We start from the raw sequence: 22543 nt of genomic DNA on the forward strand, positions 1-22543 counted from the left end.
CGTAGAGTCAAGGTCTAAATGAAGTAGAAAACCACGACGCTGCCGGATACACGGGCGGCGTCGCTTCTCTTTTGACTCGCCTGTATCAAAAATTAGACAGAAACATTGAGGGCTTTCAAAATGATCGGGATTTCCAGCTGCTGCAAGGTCATCGCTGTCACCCCGCCGAACGATACCTTGGCGGTGGTGCTGTCCAACGAATGGGTCAACGACGAATACAAACGCCTGGTCCTGCAGGCCGATGGCGCGGCGTGCCATTCGCAGCCAGGGCAATTTTTCAACCTGTTGTGCCCCAGCGAAGGCGAGCACAAACCCTTTTTTCGCCGCCCGATGAGCACCTATAAAGCCAGCCCGGTGAGTGGCCAGGTCGAGTTTCTGTACAAGGTCACGGGCAAGGGCACCTTCGGCCTGGAAACGCTGACCGAACGACAAACCCTGGAAATCCTCGGCCCGTTGGGCAAGGGCTTCGACCTCGACCCGCAGTGGCGGCACATGACCATCGTGGCCCGTGGTGTCGGCCTCGCGACCTTGGCGCCACTCGCCGAAGCGGCTCACGCATTGGGCATCAAGTTGACCGCCGTGCTCAGCGCCCGCAGTGAAAAGAGCCTGCTGTCCCGGGAGCGTTTCGCCTCACTGGGCGCTGACGTCATCGCCGTCCTGGATGAGGATGGCAGCAGCTCCCTGGAAAACATTGAATCCGTGTTGCGCGAGGTGATTGCCCGCGAAGGCAGCAACGCATTGTTCACCTGTGGCTCCAAACGCCTGACCCGTTTGCTCAAGCGCTTGTCGGGCGAATTGGGGCTGGCCGGGCAAGTCGCCCTGGAACAGCAAATGGTCTGTGGCCTGGGCATGTGCCAGTGCTGCGTCGATGTGTTTGAAGTCGATGGTTTGAAAATCGGCAAGCGTGTGTGTCTGGAAGGCCCGGTGTTCGACCTGGCGGAGGTGCTGGAATGATCGATCTAAGCGTAAACATTGGCGGTCTGCGCCTGAAGAACCCGGTGATGCCGGCCTCGGGCACCTTCGCCGAGGAGTTGACCCATCTGCTGGATTTCAACGGTCTGGGCGCCTTGGTGACTAAGACTATCACCAGCGAAAAACGCACGGGCAACCCGATGCCCCGGGTCTGTGAACTGGCGGACGGCATGATGAATGCCATCGGTATTCCGAGCAAAGGCGCGGACCTGTTCATCGATAAGGTAGTGCCGTTTTATCGGGATTTCGATTCGCCGCTGATCGTCAGTATTTCCGCGCCAACCGCCCAGGGTTTTGCCGAGCTGGCCGCGCGCCTGAGCGATGTACCGGGCATTGCCGGCATTGAAGCGAATATTTCCTGCCCCAACCTAGAAGCCCACGGTGAGTCGTTCGGCATGCACGCCGACAGCACGCGGCAAGTGGTTAAGCTGATGCGCGCCAACACCTCGCTGCCGCTGTGGGTCAAGCTAACCCCCAACAGCGGTGAGATCGTCGATATTGCGCTTGGGGCCCAGGACGAAGGCGCGGATGCGGTGGTCGTCGGCAACACCTTGCTTGGGCTGTCGATCGACATCGAAAAGGGCAGGGCACGCCTGGGCAATTTCATGGGCGGGATCTCCGGCGCGATGATCAAGCCATTGATGGTGCGTTTGACCTACCAATGCGCCAAGGCCTTGCAGATTCCGGTAATTGGTTGCGGCGGCATCGCCACCGCCGATGACGCGTTGGAATTCATTTACGCCGGCGCCACGGCGGTGCAGGTTGGCACCGCGACGTTCATCCACCCCAAGACCATGAACCTGATGGTCAATGAGCTGGAAGTGTTCTGTCGGCGCAAAGGCATCAACCGCTTGAGCTCACTGATCGGCAGCCTCGATGATTCCCCGGCTGCCGCGTTTGGAGCACTGCCATGAGCACCCTCTGGAAACACCAGGCGCAGCGGGTCTTCAGTGAAATTGCCGAAATTTCCCGTGACCCGGAAATCGGCATCACTCGCGAAAGCTATGGCGCCGGGGAAAACGCTGCGATTGCCTACCTGTCGCAATTCGCCCTCGACAATGGTTTACACGTCCACGCAGACCGCGCCGGCAACGTGATTTACCAGCGTGCCGATGACGATGGCCAACCGGCGATCTGGATCGGTTCGCACTTGGATTCGGTGCCACAGGGCGGCAACTACGATGGCCTGGCCGGGGTTGTTGCCGGACTGTTGTGCCTGTGCCGCCTCGATCAGTTGCAAGTACAAACCCCACGACCCACCCGGGTGCTGGGCCTGCGGGGTGAGGAGAGCGCCTGGTTCGGCAAATCCTATATGGGCTCGCGGGCATTGATGGGCGGGCTGACAGTCGCCGATTTGACGCTGACCAATCGCTTCAGTAAACGGACCCTCGGCGAGGCCATGCAGGCGGTGGGTGCCGATCTCGACGCGATTCGCAGCCGGCAATGGCTGATCGAGCGCGAACAGTTCGCCGGCTACCTGGAAGTGCACATCGAGCAGGCCGAGTCCCTGGAGAAAATGGGCCAGGCCATCGGCGTCGTGCCCGGTATTCGCGGCAACCTGCGGCACAACCTGGTGCGGTGTCTGGGCGAGGACGGCCACTCGGGTGCGGTGTCCCGGGAGGACCGTCACGACTCGGTGTTTGCGGTCAGCGAACTGGTCGCGCGCATTGATCGATTGTGGGGCGAATGGCTGGAGAACGGCCGCGATCTGGTGGTCACGGTCGGCACCCTGGGCACCAACGCTGCCCATCACGCGGTCTCGCGGATCCCTGGCGAAGTCAGCTTCAGCCTGGAAATCCGCAGCCTGCATCAACCTACGCTGGAAGCCTTCCACGCCTTGATCCTGGCCGAAATTCGCCAGATAGAGGGCCAACGCCAGGTGCGCTTCGAATTCGACAAACGTATCGATACGCAGCCGGCGGCCATGCATAAACCGTGGGTCGACGCCTTGGCGCGCATGACCCGCGAGCACGGATGGGAAGGGGTCCTGACACCGAGTGGTGCGGGGCATGACGCTGCGGTTTTCGCCAACGCCGGAATCCCCAGCGCCATGCTCTTCATCCGTAATCAGCACGGTTCGCACAACCCTTTTGAGGCGATGGAGCTGGACGATTTCATCGAGGCCAGCGAAGTGCTTTACCACACCCTGCAGGAGCTGACGCTATGACCCGTTCATCTCAATCCTGGCTGATTCGCCATGCCACGCTGGTCAACGAAGGCCAGCGCTTTTGCAGCGACCTGCGCATCGAGAACGGTTTGATCGCGCAGATTGCGCCGACGATCGAGCCGCGCGCAGAGGACGAAGTGATCGACGCCACCGGGCTGTGGCTGCTGCCGGGCATGATCGACGATCAGGTGCACTTTCGCGAGCCGGGCATGACCCACAAGGCCGATATCGCCAGCGAATCCCGGGCTTGCGCGGCGGGCGGCATCACCAGCTTCATGGAAATGCCGAATACCCGGCCGCCGGCGCTGGATCGCGATTCCCTGGAAGCCAAATATGCGATCGCTGCGCAATCGTCGGTGGTCAACTATGCGTTCTACATGGGCGCAAGCAACGATAACTTGGAGGCCATCCGCGCCATCGATCCCAAGAGCACACCGGGCGTCAAAGTGTTCATGGGCGCGTCCACTGGCAACATGCTGGTAGACGATCCTGAAGTGTTGAACGGCATCTTCCGCGACTCGCCTGTGATGATCATCACGCACTGCGAAGACTCGCCGATGATCGAAGACAACTTGCAAAAAGCCCTGGGCACTTACGGGGAGGGTATCCCCGCAGGTTTGCATCCGTTGATTCGCTCCCGCGAGGCGTGCATCAAGTCAAGCCGCCTGGCCATTGCTCTGGCTCGCAAACACAACGCACGCCTGCATGTGCTGCACATTTCCACCGCTGAAGAACTGGACCTGTTCGAACCCGGTCCACTGGCGAATAAGCGCATTACGGCTGAAACCTGCGTGCATTTTTTGCACTTCAACGACAGCGACTATCAGCGCTTGGGGATGCGGCTCAAATGCAACCCGGCAGTCAAGTCCGAGCGCGATCGACGGGCGATTGTCCAGGCACTGTCCGAAGGACGCATCGACGTGTTGGCCACCGACCACGCACCGCATTTACTGGAAGAGAAAAACAACCTTTACCAGAAAGCACCCTCCGGCGTGCCGCTGGTGCAGTTCGCCCTGCAAGTGGCGTTGGAGCGGGTATTCGCGGGTGAATTGACGCTGGAACGCGTAGTCGAGGCGGTCTGTCATGCCCCGGCGCAACTGTTCGACGTAGCCGCTCGCGGATTCCTGCGTGAAGGGTTTGCCGCGGACTTGGTCTTAGTCGATCCCCGCCAGCCGTATACGGTGCAGCGCGCTGAGGTGTTGTCCAAATGTGGCTGGAGTCCGTTCGAAGGCAGTACCTTCTCATCGAGTATCGTCGGCACGTTCGTCAACGGGCAGCGGGTCTGGGATGGCCGTGAAATCGCGCCGCAAAGCCATGGCCAACGCCTGTCATTCGATCGTTAGTCACGTTCAAGGAGTTTCCCAATGAATTTCTCAACCGCGGTCCAAGAGTTCCGCCAGGCACTGCCAGGCACCGACGCCTTCAAGCGCGTGCGCGTGCAGTGCGAGCAGATCATCCGTAATGTTCCCGAGCAGGCGGCGATGTGTTTTGTGATCGGCGAATTTTGTCGTGCCTACGTGCTGTTTTATGAGGATCAGGAGGTGAGTCCGGAGTTCGCCCATCAGGTGAAGTCCCAACTGCTGGGCTACATGGACAGCCTTGAAGTGGCGCTAGGCAGTGCGGATGAACGCACGCTGAGTGCTGCGTTGAATCAAGTGGTGGTCGCGTATGCGGGTAAGAGGGGGTTGGTTTAAGGTTTTGCGACGCGTGCCTGTCTGAGGGCCAGGTGATTGACCTGGCTCTCATCACTCACCTGCTAGGGCTCGAGGGCGCTTTGGCCCAGAACTCAAGGTCAAGCCTGTTGTTGCGTCATTAGTCGTCGAAAATGTAGAGGGTACCGGCCGGTGACGCGCTTGAAGGCGCTGCTGAAGGCACTTTCGGATGTATAACCGAAAGACCGTCCAATTTCCCCGATGGAGGCACGCGTCTCGCGCAACGCACGCTCTGCGAGTCGCATGCGCCAGTGGGTCAGGTAGCTCATTGGCGCGACGCCGGCGACCGTTTTGAAGTGCAATGCGAACGTCGCTCGCGACATGGCGGCTGCCTTCGCCAATGTTTCGAGTTGCCAGGGATAGCCGGGATCGCCGTGCATCAATCGAAGCGCCGGCGCAATACGCTTGTCGGTCACTGCCCTCAGCCACCCCGGGCTCAGGGGGGCTTCGGTAGCAAAATGAGCGCGCAGGGTCTGGATGAACATCAGGTGGGCAAGCTGTGCAGAGGCAACGCCAGAGCCCGGTGAATTGTCTTCGCGCTCCTGGATAAGTTCATCCATCAACCAGGAAAGTTTTAGTGCCTGACGCGACGTGCCTCGCACGTGAATGGTTGTCGGGATGGCGTCCAGAAACAGGCGATCGTAGTCAGAGCTAAGTTCCACACCTGCAACGATCACATAGCAGTCATCACCACTGCCAAGCTGGACCGTTGCGCCTACGCGATTCTTGATCACATCGCCGAGGTCCACTCGCGGTGCGCCAAGGTCGCTGGCGAGGGTGAGCGAGCGAGGCCTCGAAGAGAGAAACACATCACCTTCCTCCAGCAGGATGGGTGTCGCTTCGTCATCGAACGAGAGCCAGCAGCTGCCGCGAGCCACCCCCCAGAACTTGATCGTGTCCGGCGCTGGGATGGCTATCGCCCAGGCACCGCCTGCCACCAGTCCGCCGGACATGACGGATCGCGCGTTCACGAAATGCAGGAACTCTGAAAGGGGGTCGCTGTGCATGCTCAGACGATGACGCAAGTAATGCAGAGGATCAAGCATTAATAATCTGGTGTGACAGCGTTATCTTGCAGATGTACCGGGGGAGAGCCACCGGACAACACGCCCTTCGCGATGATTGCGATGGGCCGACTCATTGAACGACTACTCGTCTAAAAGGGCACCCATGACACAGCGCACTTGGTTTATTACTGGCGTCAACAGCGGTTTCGGCCGGGTCATGACAGAGCAATTGCTCGCCCGCGGTGATCGGGTGGCAGGTACCACGCGCAAGATGGAAGCACTGAGCGATCTCAAGGCCAAGTATGGCGATCAACTGTGGCTCACCCACTTGGATATGACGGACACCGTCGGCATCCAACAAGTGGTGAGCAACGCTTTCGGTGCGCTTGGCAAGATCGATGTCATTGTCAGCAATGCAGGCTATGGCTTGTTTGGCGCAGCGGAAGAGCTGAGTGACGAACAGGTCAACCATCAACTGGCGACAAACCTGATTGGTCCAATCATGTTGATTCGCGCGGCCTTGCCTCACTTGCGTGCGCAAGGGGGTGGCCGAATCATCGGCCTTTCGACGTTCGGCGGGCAGGCAGTGCTGCCCGGTGGCTCGCTTTATCACGCAAGCAAATGGGGGCTGGAGGGTTTTCTGGATTCTTTGTCCATCGAGCTTGCACCCTTCAACATTGGCGTCACGATTATCGAGCCCGGCAGCGCACGCACCAATTTCCGTTTCGGGGGGGCACAGCTCGGTAAGCCTCTAGCTGCTTACCAGGATACTCCGGCCGGGATGGTGCATGTGATGATCAAAGATACCTCGCGCCAGCCTGTCGGAGACCCGGCGAAGATGTCGGAAATAATCCTCGCCAGTGTCGATCACGAACCTGCACCGAAACGGATTGTTCTAGGCTCCGACTCTTGGGGCATCCTCTTCAAGGCGTTGACTGATCGGTTAGCGGCGGTTGCGGCTCAGAAGGATCTCGCTGCTTCGACGGACGTCCTGGCCAGCGCATGATTTTTCGGGAGCGTCTTTGCGGAGCCGGATGTCGATCAGGGTTGCGATCATGAAGTTCAGCATTCGCCACCGCGACCAGTGCCCGATCATCATGCTTTTTGTGGGCGATCCATCACCAGCAACGTGGAGGTAGCGCTTGCGTAGATGCGTTCGTCGGGGCCCTTCAAGGTAGCCTCGGCAAACGCCGCCCGCCGGCCGACCGAGATAACACGGCCCTCTGCGCGCAGCGGGCCTGTCTCAGTGGTAATGGGGCGCAAGTATGAAACTTTCAGTTCAAGGGTTGTGTAGGCCTGGGTGGCTGAAAGCGTTGAGTGAACGGCGCACCCGCATGCCGAGTCGAGCAGCGTTGCAGCATACCCGCCGTGGACCGTGCCGATCGGGTTGTAAGCATGCAGGCCGGGCGTGCCTGTAAAGACCGCCCACCCGTCACCTGCCTCGACAAACGTGAAGTCGAGCGAATCGCCAATCGGCGGTCGTCCCCCGGCTGAAATCAAAGCTTGGAGGGTTTCAAGTCCGGATAGGCCGGGTGCAACATCATTGACTAGATTCACTGTTATTTCTCCAGTTGGGCCGCAGCGTTCTCGCTGGCCGGACGATGCAACGTTACTGAGCGCCTGATGCGTGGCGGCTCCTGTCGTTTAAACTCAATGGGCATTCGCGGACGGCTGCTTCGGTGGCTGCACCTTGTGCATCAACGGCACCAGCAACACCGCGACAACAAAGCACGCCATGATCATCAGGAACGCGTCGGCATAGGTCAGCGTCTGCGCCTCACGCCATGTCAGCGCCCACAGTTGATGCAGTGCAAACTGGCTCGCATCCAGGCTGTTTTGCCCAAGCAACTGAGCGTTACCCGAAAGCTGGTCAAGCCAGACATTCATGGATTCGTTCTGGATGTTCAGGTGCTCGGCCAGGCGAAGGAAATGCAGGTTGGTGCGGTCGTTGAGCACCGTAGCGCAAGCGGCGATGCCGATGGCGCCGCCGAGGTTGCGCATCAGGTTGAACAGCCCTGAGGCAAGCTTCAGTCGGTCGGGGGCCAGTGCACCGAGGGTCAGGGTCACCACGGGTGGCACGGTTATTTGTTGGGCGAACCCGCGTATGGCTTGCGGCAACAGCAGCTCCTTGGCGCCCCAGTCGTGGGTGATGGGGGAGAAGTCCCACATCGACAGGGCGAACAGCGATAAGCCGAACATCAGGATCCAGCGTAAGTCGAAACGGCTGGCCAGCACTGCGTACACCGGGATGGCCAGCAACTGGAACACCCCCGTGGAAAACACTGCAAGGCCGATATCCAGCGAGCCATACCCACGCACTCGGCCAAGAAACAGCGGCGTGAGGTAGATGGTGGCGAAAATGCCGATGCCGGTTATGAACGAAAACAGGCAGCCCAGGGCGAAGTTTCGGTCCCGCAGAGCGCGCAGGTCGACAATCGGCTCCTTGATTTCTAGGCAGCGCCAGATAAACAGGCCGCCGCTGATGGCGGTGATCCAGGCAGTGGTGGCGATGGTGCTGTCACTGAACCAGTTCCAGCGCGGGCCTTCTTCGAGCGTGTATTCCAGGCAGCCGAGAAACACCGCCATCAAGCCCATACCGATGTAGTCGGCGCCCTTGAGCAATGATGGGGTGGGGCGATCGACCTTGACCAGCATCGGCACGGCAAACGTCACAAACAGGCCGGGCAGCAGGTTGATGTAGAACAGCCAGTGCCAGGAGGAAATATCGGTGATCCAGCCACCCACTGCGGGGCCCAGTGTGGGCGCCAGTGACGCGATGGCGCCGATGGTAGACGCGGCGATCACCCGTTGCTTGCCGTTGAAATACATGAACGCGGTGGTGAACACCAACGGGATCATCGAGCCCCCCAGAAACCCCTGCAAGGCGCGAAACGCGATCATGCTCTGGATGTTCCAGGCCAGCGCGCAGAGCAGGCTGGTCAGGGTAAACCCCGCCGCCGAGGCCGCGAACAGCCAGCGCGTGCTCATCACTCGTGAGAGCCAGCCCGACATGGGAATCACGATGATTTCCGCGATCAGGTAGGCGGTCTGCACCCACGCCGTATCGTCCGCTCCGGCAGACAGCCCGCCGCCGATGTCCTTGAGCGAGGCGGACACGATCTGAGTGTCGATCAGGGCGATGAACATGCCCACGCACATGGTGGCGAAGGCCGCGACCTTTTGCGCGGTGCTGAGGGTGGGTAGCGGGCTGCTCATAGCTGGGCCTTGAGTGCGCTGGCCTGGTCGTCGAACACCTCCTGGGTGTTGACCTTGGCCATCACCGACAAGCCTGGGCGCAGGGCGCCGAATTCGGCGTCGCTACTGTCGAGCCGCACACGTACCGGCACGCGTTGCACGATTTTGGTGAAGTTGCCGGTCGCATTCTCTGGCGGCAACACGCTGAACTGCGCACCGGTGGCGGGAGCCAGACTCTCGATGTGCCCGTGGAATTCACGGCCGGGGAGGATGTCGGCGCGGATACTCACGCTTTGCCCGATCTGCAGGCGCCCCAACTGGTCTTCCTTGAAGTTGGCGTCTACCCAAAGCCCTTTTGCCGGTACCACCGAGATCAGTTGGCTGCCGGCCGCGGCGTAGGCTCCGACCCGGGCGCGGCGGTTGCCCACATACCCGTCCACCGGTGCTCGCAGTTCGGTGTAGCCGATATTCAGTTGGGCTTGGTCGCGTTCGGCTTGCGCCTGTTGCAGTGCCGCACGCGCTTGGCCGCGCTGGGTTTCAATCACGTCGATTTGCCGGCGTGCGGCCATCAACCCGGCTTGCGCCCGGGAGTGGTCGGCACGGGCGGTCTTCCACACCGCGTTGACCCGTTGTGCACTTTCGACCGACACAGCCTGGCTGCGCACCAGGTTCTGGTACCGCGCTTGATCATCGCCGGCCCGTTGCGACTCGGCGTCCGTGGCGTCGATTTGTGCCTTGGCCTGGTTGATCACCGCCAGTTGCAGTTGTTCGGTGGCATCCAGGTTGGCCAGGCTGGCTTGTTGCGCGGCCACGGCGCCATCGGCCTTGGCCAGGGCGGTGCGGTAGTCGAGCACGTCGATGCGCGCCAATACGTCGCCAGCATGCACGAACTGATTGTCCAGCACCGTCACTTCGCTGATATAGCCGGGCACCTTGGCGCTGATCACGGTCACATCCGCGCCCACATAGGCATCGTCGGTGTCTTCAACAAATCGACTGACCAGCCACCAGTGGCTCGCGTACCACACGCCGCCCGCCACAGCGAGGGTCAGCAAACCCAGCCGCACTGCCTGTTTGCGCCGGGATGGTTTTGCGGGTTCGGGCACAGCGCTGACTGGAGCGTCCATGGCGAAATGACCTCATTCAAAATTAGTGGGGGAAGGGGCTGACCAATTGATCTTTGTCGGCATAGGCGCGGCCGGTTCGCGCGCGCCATAGCGTCAACGTCTCGGCATCGTCGGCAACATGCACTCGGTGGCCATCGCGGGTGATGGGTTTGCCAGTGTTGGTGTCCATTAACCCCAGTGCCACGGGGCGCCCAGTGGCTTCGTCGGCGAGAAACACCTTGTTCGAGCCCTCTGCATGCCGCGCACCCCAGGCCATCAGCGTGAGGATGACTTGCCGCAGGTCCCGGCCGGATTCGGTGAGGTGGTACTCATGGCGCGGCGGGTTGTTCTGGTACGAGTGCCGCTCCAGCAACCCGTTGGCCACCAACGTGTTCAAGCGGCGGGTCAGCGTGTTTGAAGCGATGCCGAGGCTGGCAAGAAATTCATCGAAGCGGCGCAATCCGTAGAACGCGTCCCTCAGGATCAACAGGCTCCAGCCATCACCAATGTGCTCCAGAGCACGGGCGACCGGACAAGGCATGGACTGAAAACCGGCTTTCTTCATCATGATCACCCGCACCAAATGAACAATATTACATTCATAATATTGCATGGTGGCTTTCATAATGAAAGTCACTTGAGAAATTATTTGTTACGTTGATGTAGCGTCTGCAGAAGTCCCTCTGAGCGGCGCTGTAACTGTCTGAGTTGGCGTTGGTAGCGCAACAGGTCGTGGTGAGACTGGGCCAGATTGTCGCGGCTCAGTCGCGGGAGGTGATGTTCTCCCGTCAGCACATACAGCACATCCACCCCAACAGCAGCAATCGCAGCGAGGTAGTTGGCCTTGGGCGACCGGCTGGCATCCTCGTAGTGCCGCTGGGCATTGGTGTCCACGCCGCCGGCCTCCCCCAAGGCGCGCTTGGACAGTGTCAGGCGTAGTCGTTTTTCACGTAAGCGTGCGCCGATCGTCATCGTGGTACGTCCCTGTGTGCGCCTGCGTGATCCATCCTTGGTGAGCGGCATTGGGCAGGTAAAGTGACCGGGACGTAAATGGTTTTGCCTAGGCCTCGGCGGGCGTGGCCGATTGGGGCTGGCGGGCCAGCTCTGGCCGAGGGCGTTGCAACGCTTGCAGCAGGCAGCGGGTGGCCACGCGGTCGGTGTCTGACAGGTCGCGGCCGAACGCGTCGGTACGGGTGACTACATAGCGCATTTGCCTGCAGCTGGCCTGGGCTTTTTCGCCTGGTGTTGCGTTTTCAGAACGGGCTGTCGGCGACACCGCACAAGCGTCTCAGACGTGACTGACACGCGAGGCTGGTAGGGCGTGCAGCGCCTCCATCGGGAGGGGGGTTGCCAGCTTAAAAGAGTGAGTACGTAATTGCGTACATCGAAACCGCTGATTTTTAAAAAAACTATAGATATTTCAAGGAAATAGAGCGGGAGTCTGAGCCTCGTTTCCCGCTCCAAGCATTACGAAAAAAGCCACTCTAACGAGTGGCTTTTTTTTGCCTGCGATTTATGGAAGGAGACGCTTTGGCGTCTTTTTTTGTTTTCGTAGAAACCTCTGATGCACAGCGCGCATCCGCCTCAAGCGTTCACGCCACCATCGACCAGCAGACCTGCACCGGTGATCTGCTTGGCGCCAGGGCTGGCAAGGAAGGTGACCGCCGCCGCAACGTCTTCGCTGGTGCCGTAATGGCCCAACGCGATGCCGGCCTTGCTCGCAGCCGCTTTCTCGCTGTCGGCGGGGTTCATGTCGGTGTCGGTGGGGCCGGGGTGGACGATATTGACGGTGATGCCGCGCGGCCCCAGGTCGCGGGCCAGGCCTTGGGTGAAGGCGATCAGTGCGGATTTGCTCATGGAGTAAATGCTCAGGCCGGCTGCGGGAACCTGCTCGGCCAGGCAACTGCCCAGGTTGATGATGCGACCGCCGTTCGGCAGGTGCGCCAGCGCGGCCTGGCTGGCGAGGATGACGGACTTGATGTTGACGTCGATCACCGCGTCCAGCGTGGCCAAGTCCAGGGTTTCGAGCGTGCCGTACTGAAAAATGCCGGCGTTGTTGACCAGTATGTCCAACCCGCCGAGCGCCTCTGCAGCCTGGTCTACCGAGTTCTTCACCGCTTGCGCGTCGGCGCTGTCGGCCTGCAAGGCGAAGGCGTTGCGCCCGGTCGCCTTGATCTGCGCCACAACGGCTTCAGCTTTTTCCCGCGAGCGCTCGTAAGTAATCACCACGTCGGCACCTTCTGCTGCCAGTGCCAGTGCAATCGCCTTGCCGATACCACGGCTTGCGCCCGTTACCAGGGCGCGTTTTCCGTTAAGAGTGGTCATGTGAACTGCCTTTCTGTGTTGATCGTTATATAAATATGCTGAGGTTGTTCCAGGGCTGTCAATCAATTACTGTGGTGATCGATACAGAAATAGGAGTTATCCATGTCTACCCGAGGTCGTCCACGCAATTTCGACCGTGATCAAGCGCTTGATGCCGCGATGACGCTGTTCTGGGAAAAAGGCTACAGCGCAACGTCGATTTCAGAGCTGTGCAGCGCCATGGACATCGGCTCCCCCAGCCTGTACGCCGCGTTCACCAGCAAGGAGGCGCTGTACGTCGAAGCGGTGACGCGCTATCGGGAGGTCGTCACCCCGTCGATCTGGAAGCCGGTGTATGAGGTTTCACCCGTGCGTGAGGCGGTAGAGCAGTTCCTGATGGAATCCGCCGACGTGCTCACGTTGAAAGGCCGGCCCGGTGGCTGCATGGTGACCCTGTCAAACGTCGGCAGTGAAGGGCCGCAATCCCTTGGCTGCTGGGTGCAGGATCTGCGTCAAACTGGTGTGATGAAACTTGAAGAGCGAATCGCCGAGGCTGTTGCCGAGAGAGAGTTGCCTGCCGACACCGATGTTCAGACCTTCGCCAGGTTCATCATTGGCGTACAGCAGGGCATGTCGGTGCAGGCTCGGGATGGGGCCTCCCGCGAAAGTCTGCAGCAGGTGGCGCGGATGGCGATGACGGTCTGGCCGGTGTGTAGTCAAGACTGACTCAACGGGTAGGTCTGGTGTCCTGTGATTTTCTAGAGGGATTTGGATATGAGCACTGAACTCGATAGCGCCCTGCACGAGCAAATAAAACATCATTCACGCGTGGGTGACGCGTTGGCTGAACAAGGAAAATACGAGGCTGCAATAGCCGAATATAACGCCGCGTGGCAGTTGGTGCCTGAGCCAAAAAACGACTGGCAAGCGTCAACCTGGATTCTGGCGGCAATAGCCGACGCCTGTTTTCTGTCGGGCTACAAGGGTTCTGCGCGTGATGCGTTGCAGTATGCGATGACCTGTCCTGGTGCCATTGGCAACCCCTTTCTGCACTTGCGGCTCGGGCAGGTTTATCTCGATGAAGGGCAAGAGGACCGTGCGGCAGACGAGTTGATGCGGGCCTACATGGGCGCTGGGGCAGACATTTTTGCCAATGAAAGTCCGCACTACTTAAGTTTCTTAAAAGCCCGGGCAACGTTGTGACGACTGGGTAACGCTTGTTACCCATTGGCGGCTGCCCCCTCCAACCACCCTTTCTTCGCCACGCAACGGCATTCCAAAAACGACCCGATACTTTCCTGTAAGCGACCTGCTGCTGTCGAGGCGTACCTCTGTAACTATCTGATTTAAGTGGAAAAAATATTATTTATTTTGTGTTCTGTGTGAATTCTATTTGTATACACAGAAAATACATCCTATTGACCCGCACTTTCCCCCATGCCAGTCTGGCTTCGCCCGGCAGTCTTTTTCAGCGCTGAACCCCTTGTTTTCGCGTCACTCCTTCCTCTGGCAACCAGAGGTCCGACACTACAAATAAAATGAGATCGAGGCACGCCATGAAGAAACTTTGGAAAACGGTTTGTGCGGTTGCACTGATGGGGATGGTGATTCTTCCGGTGCAGGCAGAAGAAAAAACCATCACGGTTGGAACGATGTCCTGGGAGGACTTGACCCCCATTACCGGCATTACCAAGAAGGTCCTGGAGAATGCCGGTTACACCGTCAAGGTCGTCGAGTTTTCCGAAATCGGCATCGCGTATGCCGCGTTGACCAAAGGCGATGTGCAGGTACTGGCCTCGCAGACCGACTACGCCACCCAGGACTATTGGAACAAGAACAAGAACCGCCTGGAAAAACTCTCTCCGGTTTCCTATGGCTTGTATCAGGCAATCGCGGTGCCCAAGTACGTCGACATCGATTCCCTGGACCAACTCAATGACAACGCCGAGAAGTTCAGCGGCAAGATCGTCGGCATCGAACCCGGCTCGGGCTTGATGAGCGACGCCAACAAGGCCGTCAAGGACTATGGCCTCAAGCTGCAATTGCTCGAAGGCAGCACCGCCGCCATGACCGCCGCGCTCAAGTCGGCGGTCGACCGCAAGGAATGGGTCGCGGTCACGATCTGGGAGCCGTCGTGGATGGCCCAGAAGTTCGACCTCAAGTTCCTCAAGGACCCAAAAGGCTCCTTCGCGCCGCCCCAAGCTTACTACTGGATCGGTCATAAAGGCTTTGCCGCCGAATACCCCCATGCCCGTGAAGTCATCGCCAGCGTGTACGTGCCATTGGCCGATATCACCGCCATCAACGGTGTGGTCAAGGACGGCAAGACCATGGATGAAGCGGTCGCCGGTTGGGCCGACAACCACGCAGACCTGATGAAGCGCTGGGCCAATATCAAACAATAAGCATCGACCTTTTTTTGCCACTGCCAGGTACGGATAACGCGTTCTGATCCATTAGAAAAACCAGCCCGACTGGTTCAATAGGCTCAAAGATGACAACGGTCAAAATAGACACCAACGAAGTGCTCGTGGATTGCCAGTCGGTCTGGAAAATCTTCGGTCAGAATGCCAAGGCGGCGATGGACGCGGTGGTCAGCAGGGGGCTCGGCAAGACCCAGGTGTTGCAGGATTTCAGCTGTGTAGTAGGGGTGTCGGATGTCAGCCTGCAGGTTCGCCGCGGTGAGATTTTTTGCATCATGGGCTTGTCCGGCAGTGGCAAGTCGACCCTGATCCGCTTGCTGAACAAATTGATCACCCCCAGCGCCGGCAAGGTGCTGGTCAAGGGTAAGGATCTGTCTGCCCTATCGCCCGTGCAGTTGCGGGATGTGCGGGCGAAAAACATCGGCATGGTGTTCCAGAGCGTGGCGTTGCTGCCTAACCGCACGGTGTTGGAAAACACCGCCTTCGGTCTGGAAGTGCAGGGCGTCGGCAAGGCTGAGCGCTACAAGGTGGCGGAGCGTGCGTTGGCCAAGGTCGGTTTGACCGACTGGGCCTCGCGTTACCCCAGCGAATTGTCGGGTGGCATGCAGCAGCGTGTCGGGCTGGCCCGTGCGCTGACTGCTGACCCTGAGATTATCCTGATGGATGAGCCGTTCAGCGCACTCGACCCGTTGATCCGTCGCCAGTTGCAGGACGAGTTCCGTCAACTCACCAAGGAACTGGGCAAGTCCGCGGTGTTCATCACCCACGACCTGGAGGAGGCGATCCGCATCGGTGATCGCATCGCCATCATGAAGGACGGGGTGATCATCCAGGTCGGCACCGCCGAAGAGATCGTGCTGAACCCGGCCGATGATTACGTCGCCGAATTCGTCGCGGGCATCTCGCGCTTGCACCTGGTCAAGGCCCATTCGGTGATGACGCCGATTGCGCTCTACACACGAGCGTTCCCGCTGTGCGATTTCTCTCGATTGCCCCAGACCTCCCCCGACACGGATATCGATGCGCTGATCGGGTTGACCATGAACGCCGACCTTGAACCCCTGGCTGTGGTCGAGCACGGCGTGGTGGTCGGCGTGATCACCGCCAAGGACCTGTTGCGCGGCGTGCAGGGCATCCCCAACGACGCCCAGGCGCTGGCTCCCGTGTTGGAGACTTCGTCATGAGCGTCCCGGATTTCTCGGTGCAGTTCGATGCGGCCGTCGACGCGGGCCTGATGTGGCTGCAGGACAACGGCGAGGCGTTTTTCGAGGGGGCCAATACCGCGCTGACTGGCGTGTTCAAGGCCGTGCAGTGGTGTCTCGCTGCGCCGCCGTTCTACGTGATTGCCCTGGCGGTCGGCCTGCTGGGCTGGCGCATGGTGGGTGCACGGTTTGCGCTGCTGTCGGCGATGGCGTTGCTGGTGTGCAGTTTTATCGGCCTGTGGCCGGAAACCGTCGGCACCTTGGCCCTGGTGCTCACCGCCACCTTGCTGGCACTGCTGGTGGCGATACCGCTGGGCGTGCTGGCCGGGTTGACGCCGGCGTTCGACCGCGTGGTCGACCCGTGCCTGGACCTGGTGCAAACGTTGCCACCCTATATCTACCTTCTGCCGGCCATCGCCTTGCTCGGGTACGGCCCCGCTACCGCGTTGCTGGCGACCTTTATTGTTGCGGTGCCGCCGGCCTTGCGCCTGACCTCGCTGGGTATTCGCATGACGCCCAAGGAGTTCGTCGAACTCGGCGACGCGAGCGGCGTGACCGGCCTGCAGATGTTCTTCAAGATCCGCCTGCCGTTCGCCATGCCCAGCATCATGGCCGGGGTCAACCAGAGCCTGATGATGGCGTTCGGCATGGTGGTCATCGCCGGGATCGTCGGTTCCGGGGGCTTGGGCGAAACCATCTACGGCGCGGTGCGCACCTTGGATATCGCCAAGTCGATCAACGCCGCACTGGCCATCGTTATTCTTACCATGATTCTCGACCGCCTCGCGCAGGCTGCTGCCCAGGCGCGCAAGGGAGCCAGCCAATGAACGTGACGGACTTCCGTTTTTCCCCGGGCGCATTCCTGGCACCGGCCATCGATTGGTTGAACGCAAACCTGCACGGCCTGTTCGTGATCATCAGCAAGATCATCGAAGCCACATTGGGCGCCATCGAAACGGTGTTGCTCGCGCCGCCTGCGTATGGGCTGATTGCCGTGGTGGTGCTGGCGGCATGGGGCCTGGTCAAGTGGCGCGTGGCACTGTTTGCCGGGCTGATGTTGGCGTTCTGCCTGTTCGCCGGGCTGTGGGTGGCGTCGATGCAGACCATCGCACTGGTCTCGGTGGCGGTGCTGATTTCTGTCAGCGTCGCGTTTCCCCTGGGTATTCTTGCCGCAAGGGTCAAGCGCGTGGACGCGGCGCTGTTGCCGATCCTCAACATCATGCAAACCGTGCCGCCGTGGGTGTACCTGATCCCGGCAGTGATGCTGTTCAGCCTGGGCCGTGTGCCGGCGATCATCGCCACCATCGTGTATGGCATTCCACCGATGTTGCGCTTGACCACTCTGGCCTTCAAGCAACTGCCCAAGGACCTGCTGGAGTTGGGCCAGGCCATGGGTGCGTCGCCTCGGCACATCCTGTTCAAGATCGAGTTGCCCACGGCCGCGCCCACGCTGTTGGTCGGGCTCAATCAGTGCATCCTGCTGTCGCTGGCGATGGTGGTGCTGGCCGGGTTGGTGGGGGCAGGGGGGCTGGGCGCCGAAGTGACGCGCGGCCTGACCCGCATGGAAATGGGCCTGGGCCTGCGCGCCGGCCTGGCGATCGTGGCGGTGGCGCTGTTGCTCGATCGCCTGTCACGCGGTGCGTTGCAGCGCCAGGCTCGGCGTGCCTGAGGTGGTGGAGCGACGGCAATTCTGCGGTGCGATGCAGGGCAAGAACCTGCGCTATCTCGACGCTCAGCCGAGCCAGGAGGTGCGCAGGGCGCGGGCGGGGTTTGTGCTGTTGGAACATTTTTCGCTGCCGGCCTTCACCCAGGCGCTCGATACCATCGTCACCGCCAACCTGTTGCGGCCGGCAGTGTTTGCGACAAAAACCTTTGGCCTCGGCACCGACGAAATCGTCAGCGACCTGGGCTTGGTGATCCGGCCGGACGAGCGCCTGACACCCGATGCGGTGTGCGAACTGGACCTGTTGGTGATCTGCGGCGGCTATCGCACGCCGTTGCGCTACAACGATGAACTGAGCCTGTTGCTGGAAGTGGCGGTGGAGCAAGGCGTGACGCTGGCCGGGATATGGAACGGTGCGTGGTTTCTGGGGCGGGCAGGGCAGTTGGACGGGTACCGGTGCGCGGTGCATCCGGAGCACCGTCCAGCATTGGCCGAGATAGCCCGGCTTACCCAAGTGACGAGTGAAGCCTACGTGGTGGATCGTGATCGGCTGACGGCATCGAGCCCGACGGGTGCCTTCTATATGGCCCTGGAGTGGATCCGCAGCCTGCACGGCAAAAGCCTCACCGATGGTATCGAGGACATCCTGGCGTTCGAGGCGTCACGCTTCAGGCGTATCAAGCCGATGTTGAACCTGTCGGTCAGCGGACCGTTGCGTGAGGTGATCAACCTGATGGACGTCAACCTCGAAGAACCGTTGCAGATGCTCGACCTGTGCCTGTACGCCGGCCGCTCGCGACGGCAGATCGAGCGCCTGTTCAAGGAACAGCTCGGCACTTCGCCACAGCGTTATTACATGGACCTGCGCATCACCGAGGCGCGGCGGTTGTTACAGCATACCTCGCTGAGCATCGTCGAGGTGTCGGTGGCCTGTGGTTTCGTCTCGCCGAGTCATTTCAGCAAGTGCTACAGCGCCTATTTCGGGCATCGGCCTTCGAAGGAAATCCGCCTCGTCAGATAACTGATTAAGCCCGTAGCCATTGGGCCATAGTCTCGTTTTACGTTGTGTATATTAATTGTAGACAATAAGAATATTGTTGTTTTATAGTGCGAATACAGGTAGTAGACCGTGTGCACTTACTACTAGGAAGGTTTCACCATGGCTACCAAAGAACTCGGCACCCCGGCTCCCGTCGAGCCAACCATCGACCGGAAGGCGGTCTTGGGTGATGCGCTGCGGCGCCGCATCCTCAGCATGGAACTGGCACCGGGTGCCGTGGTGGATGAGTTGGCGCTGTGTGATGAGTTCGGTTTGTCGCGCCCGCCGGTGCGTGAACTGATGCGGCAGATGGCGGCGGAGGGCTACATCGATCTGGAAGCCAACCGCGCGGCAAGGGTGTCGGCGATGAGCTACCAGTCGCTGCGCAGTTTTTTCCTGGCGGCGCCGTTGATCTACATTGCCACCACGCAGTTGGCCTGCTCCCACGCGACGCCGGCTGAAGTTGAGGAATTGAAGCGGATACAAGGTTTGTTCCGCACGGCCATCGATGAAAAAGATGTCGAGAACCGTGTGTTGTACAACGACGAGTTTCACCTGCAGATCGGCAAGATGGCCCACAACGCCTACCTGATGCCGAGCTTGCAGCGCTTGCTGATCGACCACGCCCGTCTGGGCAAGATCTTCTACCGCCATCCGACCACGGTGGATATGCAGGAAGACCTGGAAGTGGCCGCCCAGCAGCACGACGACATGATCGACGCAATTGAACGACACGACCCGGTCTTGGCCGGGGAAATCGTGCGGGCCCACCTCGAACTGTCCCGTCGGCGGATGTCCGAGTACGCGGCGCCCGAAGGCCTGGATGTAGCGCTTACCTTCTGACCGGTTGAGGCTGGGCAGTGTGACGCGATGCAGACGGGTGGCTGTTAGCTCTAACAACTATAAAAGAACCCAGGTCGCGAACATGGCACTCATCAGAAACACCCCGGCAGACGATTCAACCTGCGGCTGGTTTCATCTCAGCCCACCGCGCGTGGCCCGCCCGCCACACAGTGGCATTCGCTCGGCGCGCTGGGCCGTGGTAGGGGCGGGGTTCACCGGCCTTGCGGCGGCCCGCCAACTGGCGCTGAATTTTCCGGATGACGAGATCGTATTGATCGAGGCGCAGGAAGTCGGCTACGGCGCCTCCGGGCGCAACGCCGGCTTTGCCATCGACTTGCCCCACGACATCGGCGCCGAAGACTATATCGGCGACATTGCCACCGCCAAAATCAGCATGGAGCTCAACCTCGCCGGGCAATCGATGCTCCGTGCGCTGGTTGCGCAGCACGGCATCGACTGCCAGTGGCGCGATTGCGGCAAGTACCAGGCCGCTGTCGAAGACCGCGGCATCGCGGTACTGGACGCCTACCAGCGCGGTCTCGACAAGCTCGGCCAGGCCTACCAGGTGATCAAAGCCGACGAACTGCCCAGCCGCATCGGCACGAGTTTCTATCGCAAGGCGCTGTTCACCCCGGGCACGGCCCTGGTCCAACCGGCGGCGCTGGTCAAAGGGCTGGCAGACACTTTGCCATCCAACGTGACCCTGTACGAAAACACCCCGATCACCGACGTGGAGTACGGTGACAAAACCGTGCTCAGCCACAAGAACGGCCGCATCGTCGCCGACAAGCTGGTGCTCACCAACAACGCCTTCGCCATGAGTTTCGGCTTCCTCAAAAGTCGCATGCTGCCGATCTTCACCTACGCCAGCCTGACCCGTCCGCTGGACGAAGAAGAGCAGGCGCGCCTGGGAGGCAACCCATTCTGGGGCGTGATCCCGGCCGATCCCTTCGGTACCACCTTGCGCCGCACCGTCGACAACCGTTTGCTGGTGCGCAACAGCTTCAGCTTCAACGCCGACGGGCGCAGCAACCCCAAGTACCTGCAACGCTTCGTCAAGCGCCACAAAGCCTCCTTCGACCGCCGCTTCCCGCTGCACCGTGACGTGACGTTCGACTACACCTGGGGTGGCTCCCTGAGCCTGTCGCGCAACCACATGGCGCACTTCGGCGAGCTGGCCAAGAACGTCTATGGTGCCCTGTGCTGCAACGGCCTGGGCGTCACCCGCGGCACCGTCACCGGCACCTTGCTGGCCGAGTGGCTGGCGGGCAAAAGCAATCACCTGGTGGACTTCCTGTTGACGTCCCCGGGCCCGAGCAGAAACCCACCGGAGCCGCTGCTTTCAGCGGGTGTAAACATGAACTTGCTATGGGGACAAAGTCGCGCCGGCCAGGAAAGCTGACCCGCAACACGCTAGTTACGTAATACCGAACTTAATCTATTGATTGGAAAACAGCAGGCGTTTGCGCGACTGCGGTTTCTGATTGAGACGGCATTCATTCGCCTGGATTTCAAGTGTGCGTTGTACTCCGGCAAATGAACGAAGCGAAGTAGGAGATAATAATGACAAGTCCGAATGCCTCAATTGAGGATATACCGCTCAATAACTTTCACCGATTGCTCACGGCCCGTTCGGGCGGTGGTTCATTCGTCGATGGTTATGTATTAAGCATTATCGGCATCGCGATGATGCAGGTGACCGGCGCCCTGGCGCTGACCGAGTTCTGGCAAGGGCTGATTGCCGCGTCTGCCTTGATCGGCGTGTTCTTCGGCGGTTTTATTGGCGGCTGGTTGACCGATAAGTTGGGGCGCAAGAAAGTTTATTTCATTGGCCCTTCGTTATTTATTGTGTGTTCCCTGGCGCAATTCTGGGTTGAATCGGCCTGGGCGTTGTTCTTGTTCCGTTTCATCATCGGTTTGGCCGTGGGCATTGAATACCCGGTGGCCACTTCCTTGTTGGTGGAGTTCCTGCCCAAGAAACAACGGGGCCCACGGCTCGCGGCGTTGACCATTCTGTGGTTTGCCGGTGCGGCGTTTGCCTATGTGGTCGGCAACGCCATCATCAACACCGGCGCCAATGACGCCTGGCGCTATGCGCTGGCCAGCGCCTCGGTGATCGGGCTGGTGCTGTTCGTGCTGCGCCTGGGCACTCCGGAATCCGCGCGCTGGCTGCTCAGCAAGGGGCGTGAGGCCGAAGCCGAGCAGGTGATCAAGCGCGTCTACGGGCCACACTATTCGCTGCGCGACCTGCCCGAGCAACCTGACGAACGCAAGATGACCTTCCGCGACCTGCTGCGTTCGGGCTACGGTAAGCGGCTGTTCTTTGTCTCGGTGTTCTGGTCCTGCTCGATCATCCCGGTGTTCGCCGTGTACGCCTTTGCCCCCAAGGTGTTGCAAGCCCTGAACCTGAAAGGGGAGTGGGCTTCCTACGGCTCGATGTTCATCACCCTGCTGTTCGTGGTGGGCTGCGTCCTCGCTACACGGCTGATCAACACCATCGGCCGACGCAGCATGCTGATCCACAGTTTCCTGTGGTCGGGCCTTGCCCTGCTGTTGCTGGCGGCATTCTCCAACCGCCATGAGCTGCTGGTGCTGTGCCTGTTCGGCGCCTACGCCGTGTTCATCGGCGGCGCGCAAGTGCTGCAGCTGGTTTACCCCAACGAATTGTTCCCCACCGAAATCCGCGCCTTTGCCGTCGGCATCGGCACCTCGCTGTCGCGGGTCGGCGCCGCCGTGGGCACCTACCTGGTGCCGCTGTCGCTGGCCTCGATCGGCATTGGCAACACCATGTACGTCGCGGCCGGCGTGACCTTCGTCGGCCTCGCGGCCGCCTGGGCCATGGCCCCGGAAACACGCGCGTTGAACTTGCGCGACGCAGCGGCTTTAAGCAGTTGAGCGAAAAAACCTCAT

Annotated in this window: 24 protein-coding genes; 16 read left to right on the forward strand and 8 right to left on the reverse strand. The window is 60.3% G+C overall.

Annotated features, from left to right (window positions below; genetic code table 11):
* Positions 1–120 precede the first annotated feature (120 nt).
* The 5 genes from ACVWVP_RS23245 to ACVWVP_RS23265 are packed head-to-tail and all read left to right on the forward strand — an operon-like array spanning position 121 to position 4833.
* Positions 121–954: a dihydroorotate dehydrogenase electron transfer subunit gene (locus ACVWVP_RS23245; protein ID WP_259174487.1), complete on the forward strand. Its 834-nt coding sequence runs from the start codon at positions 121–123 to the stop codon at positions 952–954.
* Entirely contained in the window at positions 951–1886 is a 936-nt protein-coding gene (locus ACVWVP_RS23250) for a dihydroorotate dehydrogenase (RefSeq protein WP_178924093.1), read from the forward strand. The genes ACVWVP_RS23245 and ACVWVP_RS23250 overlap by 4 nt, the downstream gene beginning before the upstream one ends.
* A complete protein-coding gene (locus ACVWVP_RS23255; protein WP_457408257.1) occupies positions 1883–3139 on the forward strand; it encodes an allantoate amidohydrolase in 1257 nt (418 codons plus the stop codon). Before ACVWVP_RS23250 ends, ACVWVP_RS23255 begins: the two co-directional genes overlap by 4 nt.
* Positions 3136–4482 carry a dihydroorotase gene (locus tag ACVWVP_RS23260; protein WP_457408259.1) on the forward strand — a complete coding sequence of 449 codons (1347 nt, stop codon included), beginning with the start codon at positions 3136–3138 and terminating at the stop codon, positions 4480–4482. Before ACVWVP_RS23255 ends, ACVWVP_RS23260 begins: the two co-directional genes overlap by 4 nt.
* A gap of 21 nt (positions 4483–4503) precedes the next feature.
* Complete coding sequence (locus ACVWVP_RS23265; RefSeq protein ID WP_178924099.1) at positions 4504–4833, forward strand: hypothetical protein; 330 nt, start codon at positions 4504–4506, stop codon at positions 4831–4833.
* Positions 4834–4931: 98 nt separating this feature from the next.
* On the opposite strand, the gene ACVWVP_RS23270 is transcribed toward ACVWVP_RS23265, so the two are convergent.
* Complete coding sequence (locus ACVWVP_RS23270) at positions 4932–5897, reverse strand: AraC family transcriptional regulator (protein ID WP_256732923.1); 966 nt, start codon at positions 5895–5897, stop codon at positions 4932–4934.
* 124 nt (positions 5898–6021) lie between these two features.
* Here ACVWVP_RS23270 and ACVWVP_RS23275 point away from each other — a divergent pair, with 124 nt between their 5' ends.
* Complete coding sequence (locus ACVWVP_RS23275; RefSeq protein ID WP_457408262.1) at positions 6022–6864, forward strand: SDR family oxidoreductase; 843 nt, start codon at positions 6022–6024, stop codon at positions 6862–6864.
* Between the two features lie 89 nt (positions 6865–6953).
* Here ACVWVP_RS23275 and ACVWVP_RS23280 read toward each other — a convergent pair whose 3' ends face one another.
* The 7 genes from ACVWVP_RS23280 to ACVWVP_RS23310 all read right to left on the reverse strand — a co-directional run bounded on the left by ACVWVP_RS23280 (position 6954) and on the right by ACVWVP_RS23310 (position 12484).
* Positions 6954–7415: a PaaI family thioesterase gene (locus ACVWVP_RS23280; protein WP_457408265.1), complete on the reverse strand. Its 462-nt coding sequence runs from the start codon at positions 7413–7415 to the stop codon at positions 6954–6956.
* 93 nt (positions 7416–7508) lie between these two features.
* Positions 7509–9074, reverse strand: coding sequence for a DHA2 family efflux MFS transporter permease subunit (locus ACVWVP_RS23285; RefSeq protein ID WP_457408266.1), 1566 nt, complete (start codon positions 9072–9074; stop codon positions 7509–7511).
* Entirely contained in the window at positions 9071–10180 is a 1110-nt protein-coding gene (locus ACVWVP_RS23290; protein ID WP_457408269.1) for an HlyD family secretion protein, read from the reverse strand. Before ACVWVP_RS23290 ends, ACVWVP_RS23285 begins: the two co-directional genes overlap by 4 nt.
* A 22-nt stretch (positions 10181–10202) precedes the next feature.
* Positions 10203–10727 carry a winged helix-turn-helix transcriptional regulator gene (locus ACVWVP_RS23295; RefSeq protein ID WP_457408271.1) on the reverse strand — a complete coding sequence of 175 codons (525 nt, stop codon included), beginning with the start codon at positions 10725–10727 and terminating at the stop codon, positions 10203–10205.
* A gap of 77 nt (positions 10728–10804) precedes the next feature.
* Positions 10805–11131: a helix-turn-helix domain-containing protein gene (locus ACVWVP_RS23300; protein ID WP_457408272.1), complete on the reverse strand. Its 327-nt coding sequence runs from the start codon at positions 11129–11131 to the stop codon at positions 10805–10807.
* Between the two features lie 88 nt (positions 11132–11219).
* On the reverse strand, positions 11220–11369 hold the full coding sequence (locus ACVWVP_RS23305) for a hypothetical protein (RefSeq protein ID WP_178924110.1): 150 nt from the start codon (positions 11367–11369) through the stop codon (positions 11220–11222).
* A 374-nt stretch (positions 11370–11743) separates the two neighbouring features.
* A complete protein-coding gene (locus ACVWVP_RS23310) occupies positions 11744–12484 on the reverse strand; it encodes an SDR family NAD(P)-dependent oxidoreductase (protein ID WP_457408274.1) in 741 nt (246 codons plus the stop codon).
* A 102-nt stretch (positions 12485–12586) separates the two neighbouring features.
* Between ACVWVP_RS23310 and ACVWVP_RS23315 the strand changes: the two genes are divergently transcribed.
* The 10 genes from ACVWVP_RS23315 to ACVWVP_RS23360 all read left to right on the forward strand — a co-directional run bounded on the left by ACVWVP_RS23315 (position 12587) and on the right by ACVWVP_RS23360 (position 22528).
* Entirely contained in the window at positions 12587–13189 is a 603-nt protein-coding gene (locus ACVWVP_RS23315; protein WP_457408276.1) for a TetR/AcrR family transcriptional regulator, read from the forward strand.
* A gap of 48 nt (positions 13190–13237) precedes the next feature.
* Positions 13238–13666: a tetratricopeptide repeat protein gene (locus ACVWVP_RS23320; RefSeq protein ID WP_259174499.1), complete on the forward strand. Its 429-nt coding sequence runs from the start codon at positions 13238–13240 to the stop codon at positions 13664–13666.
* 353 nt (positions 13667–14019) lie between these two features.
* Positions 14020–14868, forward strand: a complete 849-nt coding sequence (locus tag ACVWVP_RS23325) for a glycine betaine ABC transporter substrate-binding protein (protein WP_178924118.1) — start codon at positions 14020–14022, stop codon at positions 14866–14868.
* 89 nt (positions 14869–14957) lie between these two features.
* Complete coding sequence (locus ACVWVP_RS23330) at positions 14958–16070, forward strand: quaternary amine ABC transporter ATP-binding protein (RefSeq protein ID WP_457408279.1); 1113 nt, start codon at positions 14958–14960, stop codon at positions 16068–16070.
* Positions 16067–16915, forward strand: a complete 849-nt coding sequence (locus tag ACVWVP_RS23335) for an ABC transporter permease (protein ID WP_178924122.1) — start codon at positions 16067–16069, stop codon at positions 16913–16915. Before ACVWVP_RS23330 ends, ACVWVP_RS23335 begins: the two co-directional genes overlap by 4 nt.
* Complete coding sequence (locus ACVWVP_RS23340) at positions 16912–17757, forward strand: ABC transporter permease (RefSeq protein WP_457408282.1); 846 nt, start codon at positions 16912–16914, stop codon at positions 17755–17757. Before ACVWVP_RS23335 ends, ACVWVP_RS23340 begins: the two co-directional genes overlap by 4 nt.
* Before the next feature lies 1 nt (position 17758).
* Positions 17759–18772, forward strand: a complete 1014-nt coding sequence (locus ACVWVP_RS23345) for a GlxA family transcriptional regulator (RefSeq protein ID WP_457408348.1) — start codon at positions 17759–17761, stop codon at positions 18770–18772.
* A gap of 138 nt (positions 18773–18910) precedes the next feature.
* Complete coding sequence (locus ACVWVP_RS23350) at positions 18911–19633, forward strand: GntR family transcriptional regulator (protein ID WP_457408285.1); 723 nt, start codon at positions 18911–18913, stop codon at positions 19631–19633.
* 82 nt (positions 19634–19715) lie between these two features.
* The gene (locus ACVWVP_RS23355; RefSeq protein ID WP_457408287.1) at positions 19716–21035 is read left to right on the forward strand and encodes an NAD(P)/FAD-dependent oxidoreductase; all 1320 of its coding nucleotides are present in this window, start codon (positions 19716–19718) and stop codon (positions 21033–21035) included.
* Positions 21036–21196: 161 nt separating this feature from the next.
* On the forward strand, positions 21197–22528 hold the full coding sequence (locus tag ACVWVP_RS23360; RefSeq protein WP_457408290.1) for an MFS transporter: 1332 nt from the start codon (positions 21197–21199) through the stop codon (positions 22526–22528).
* Positions 22529–22543: the final 15 nt, after the last annotated feature.

It is taken from the genome of Pseudomonas sp. TE24901 (assembly GCF_054058375.1).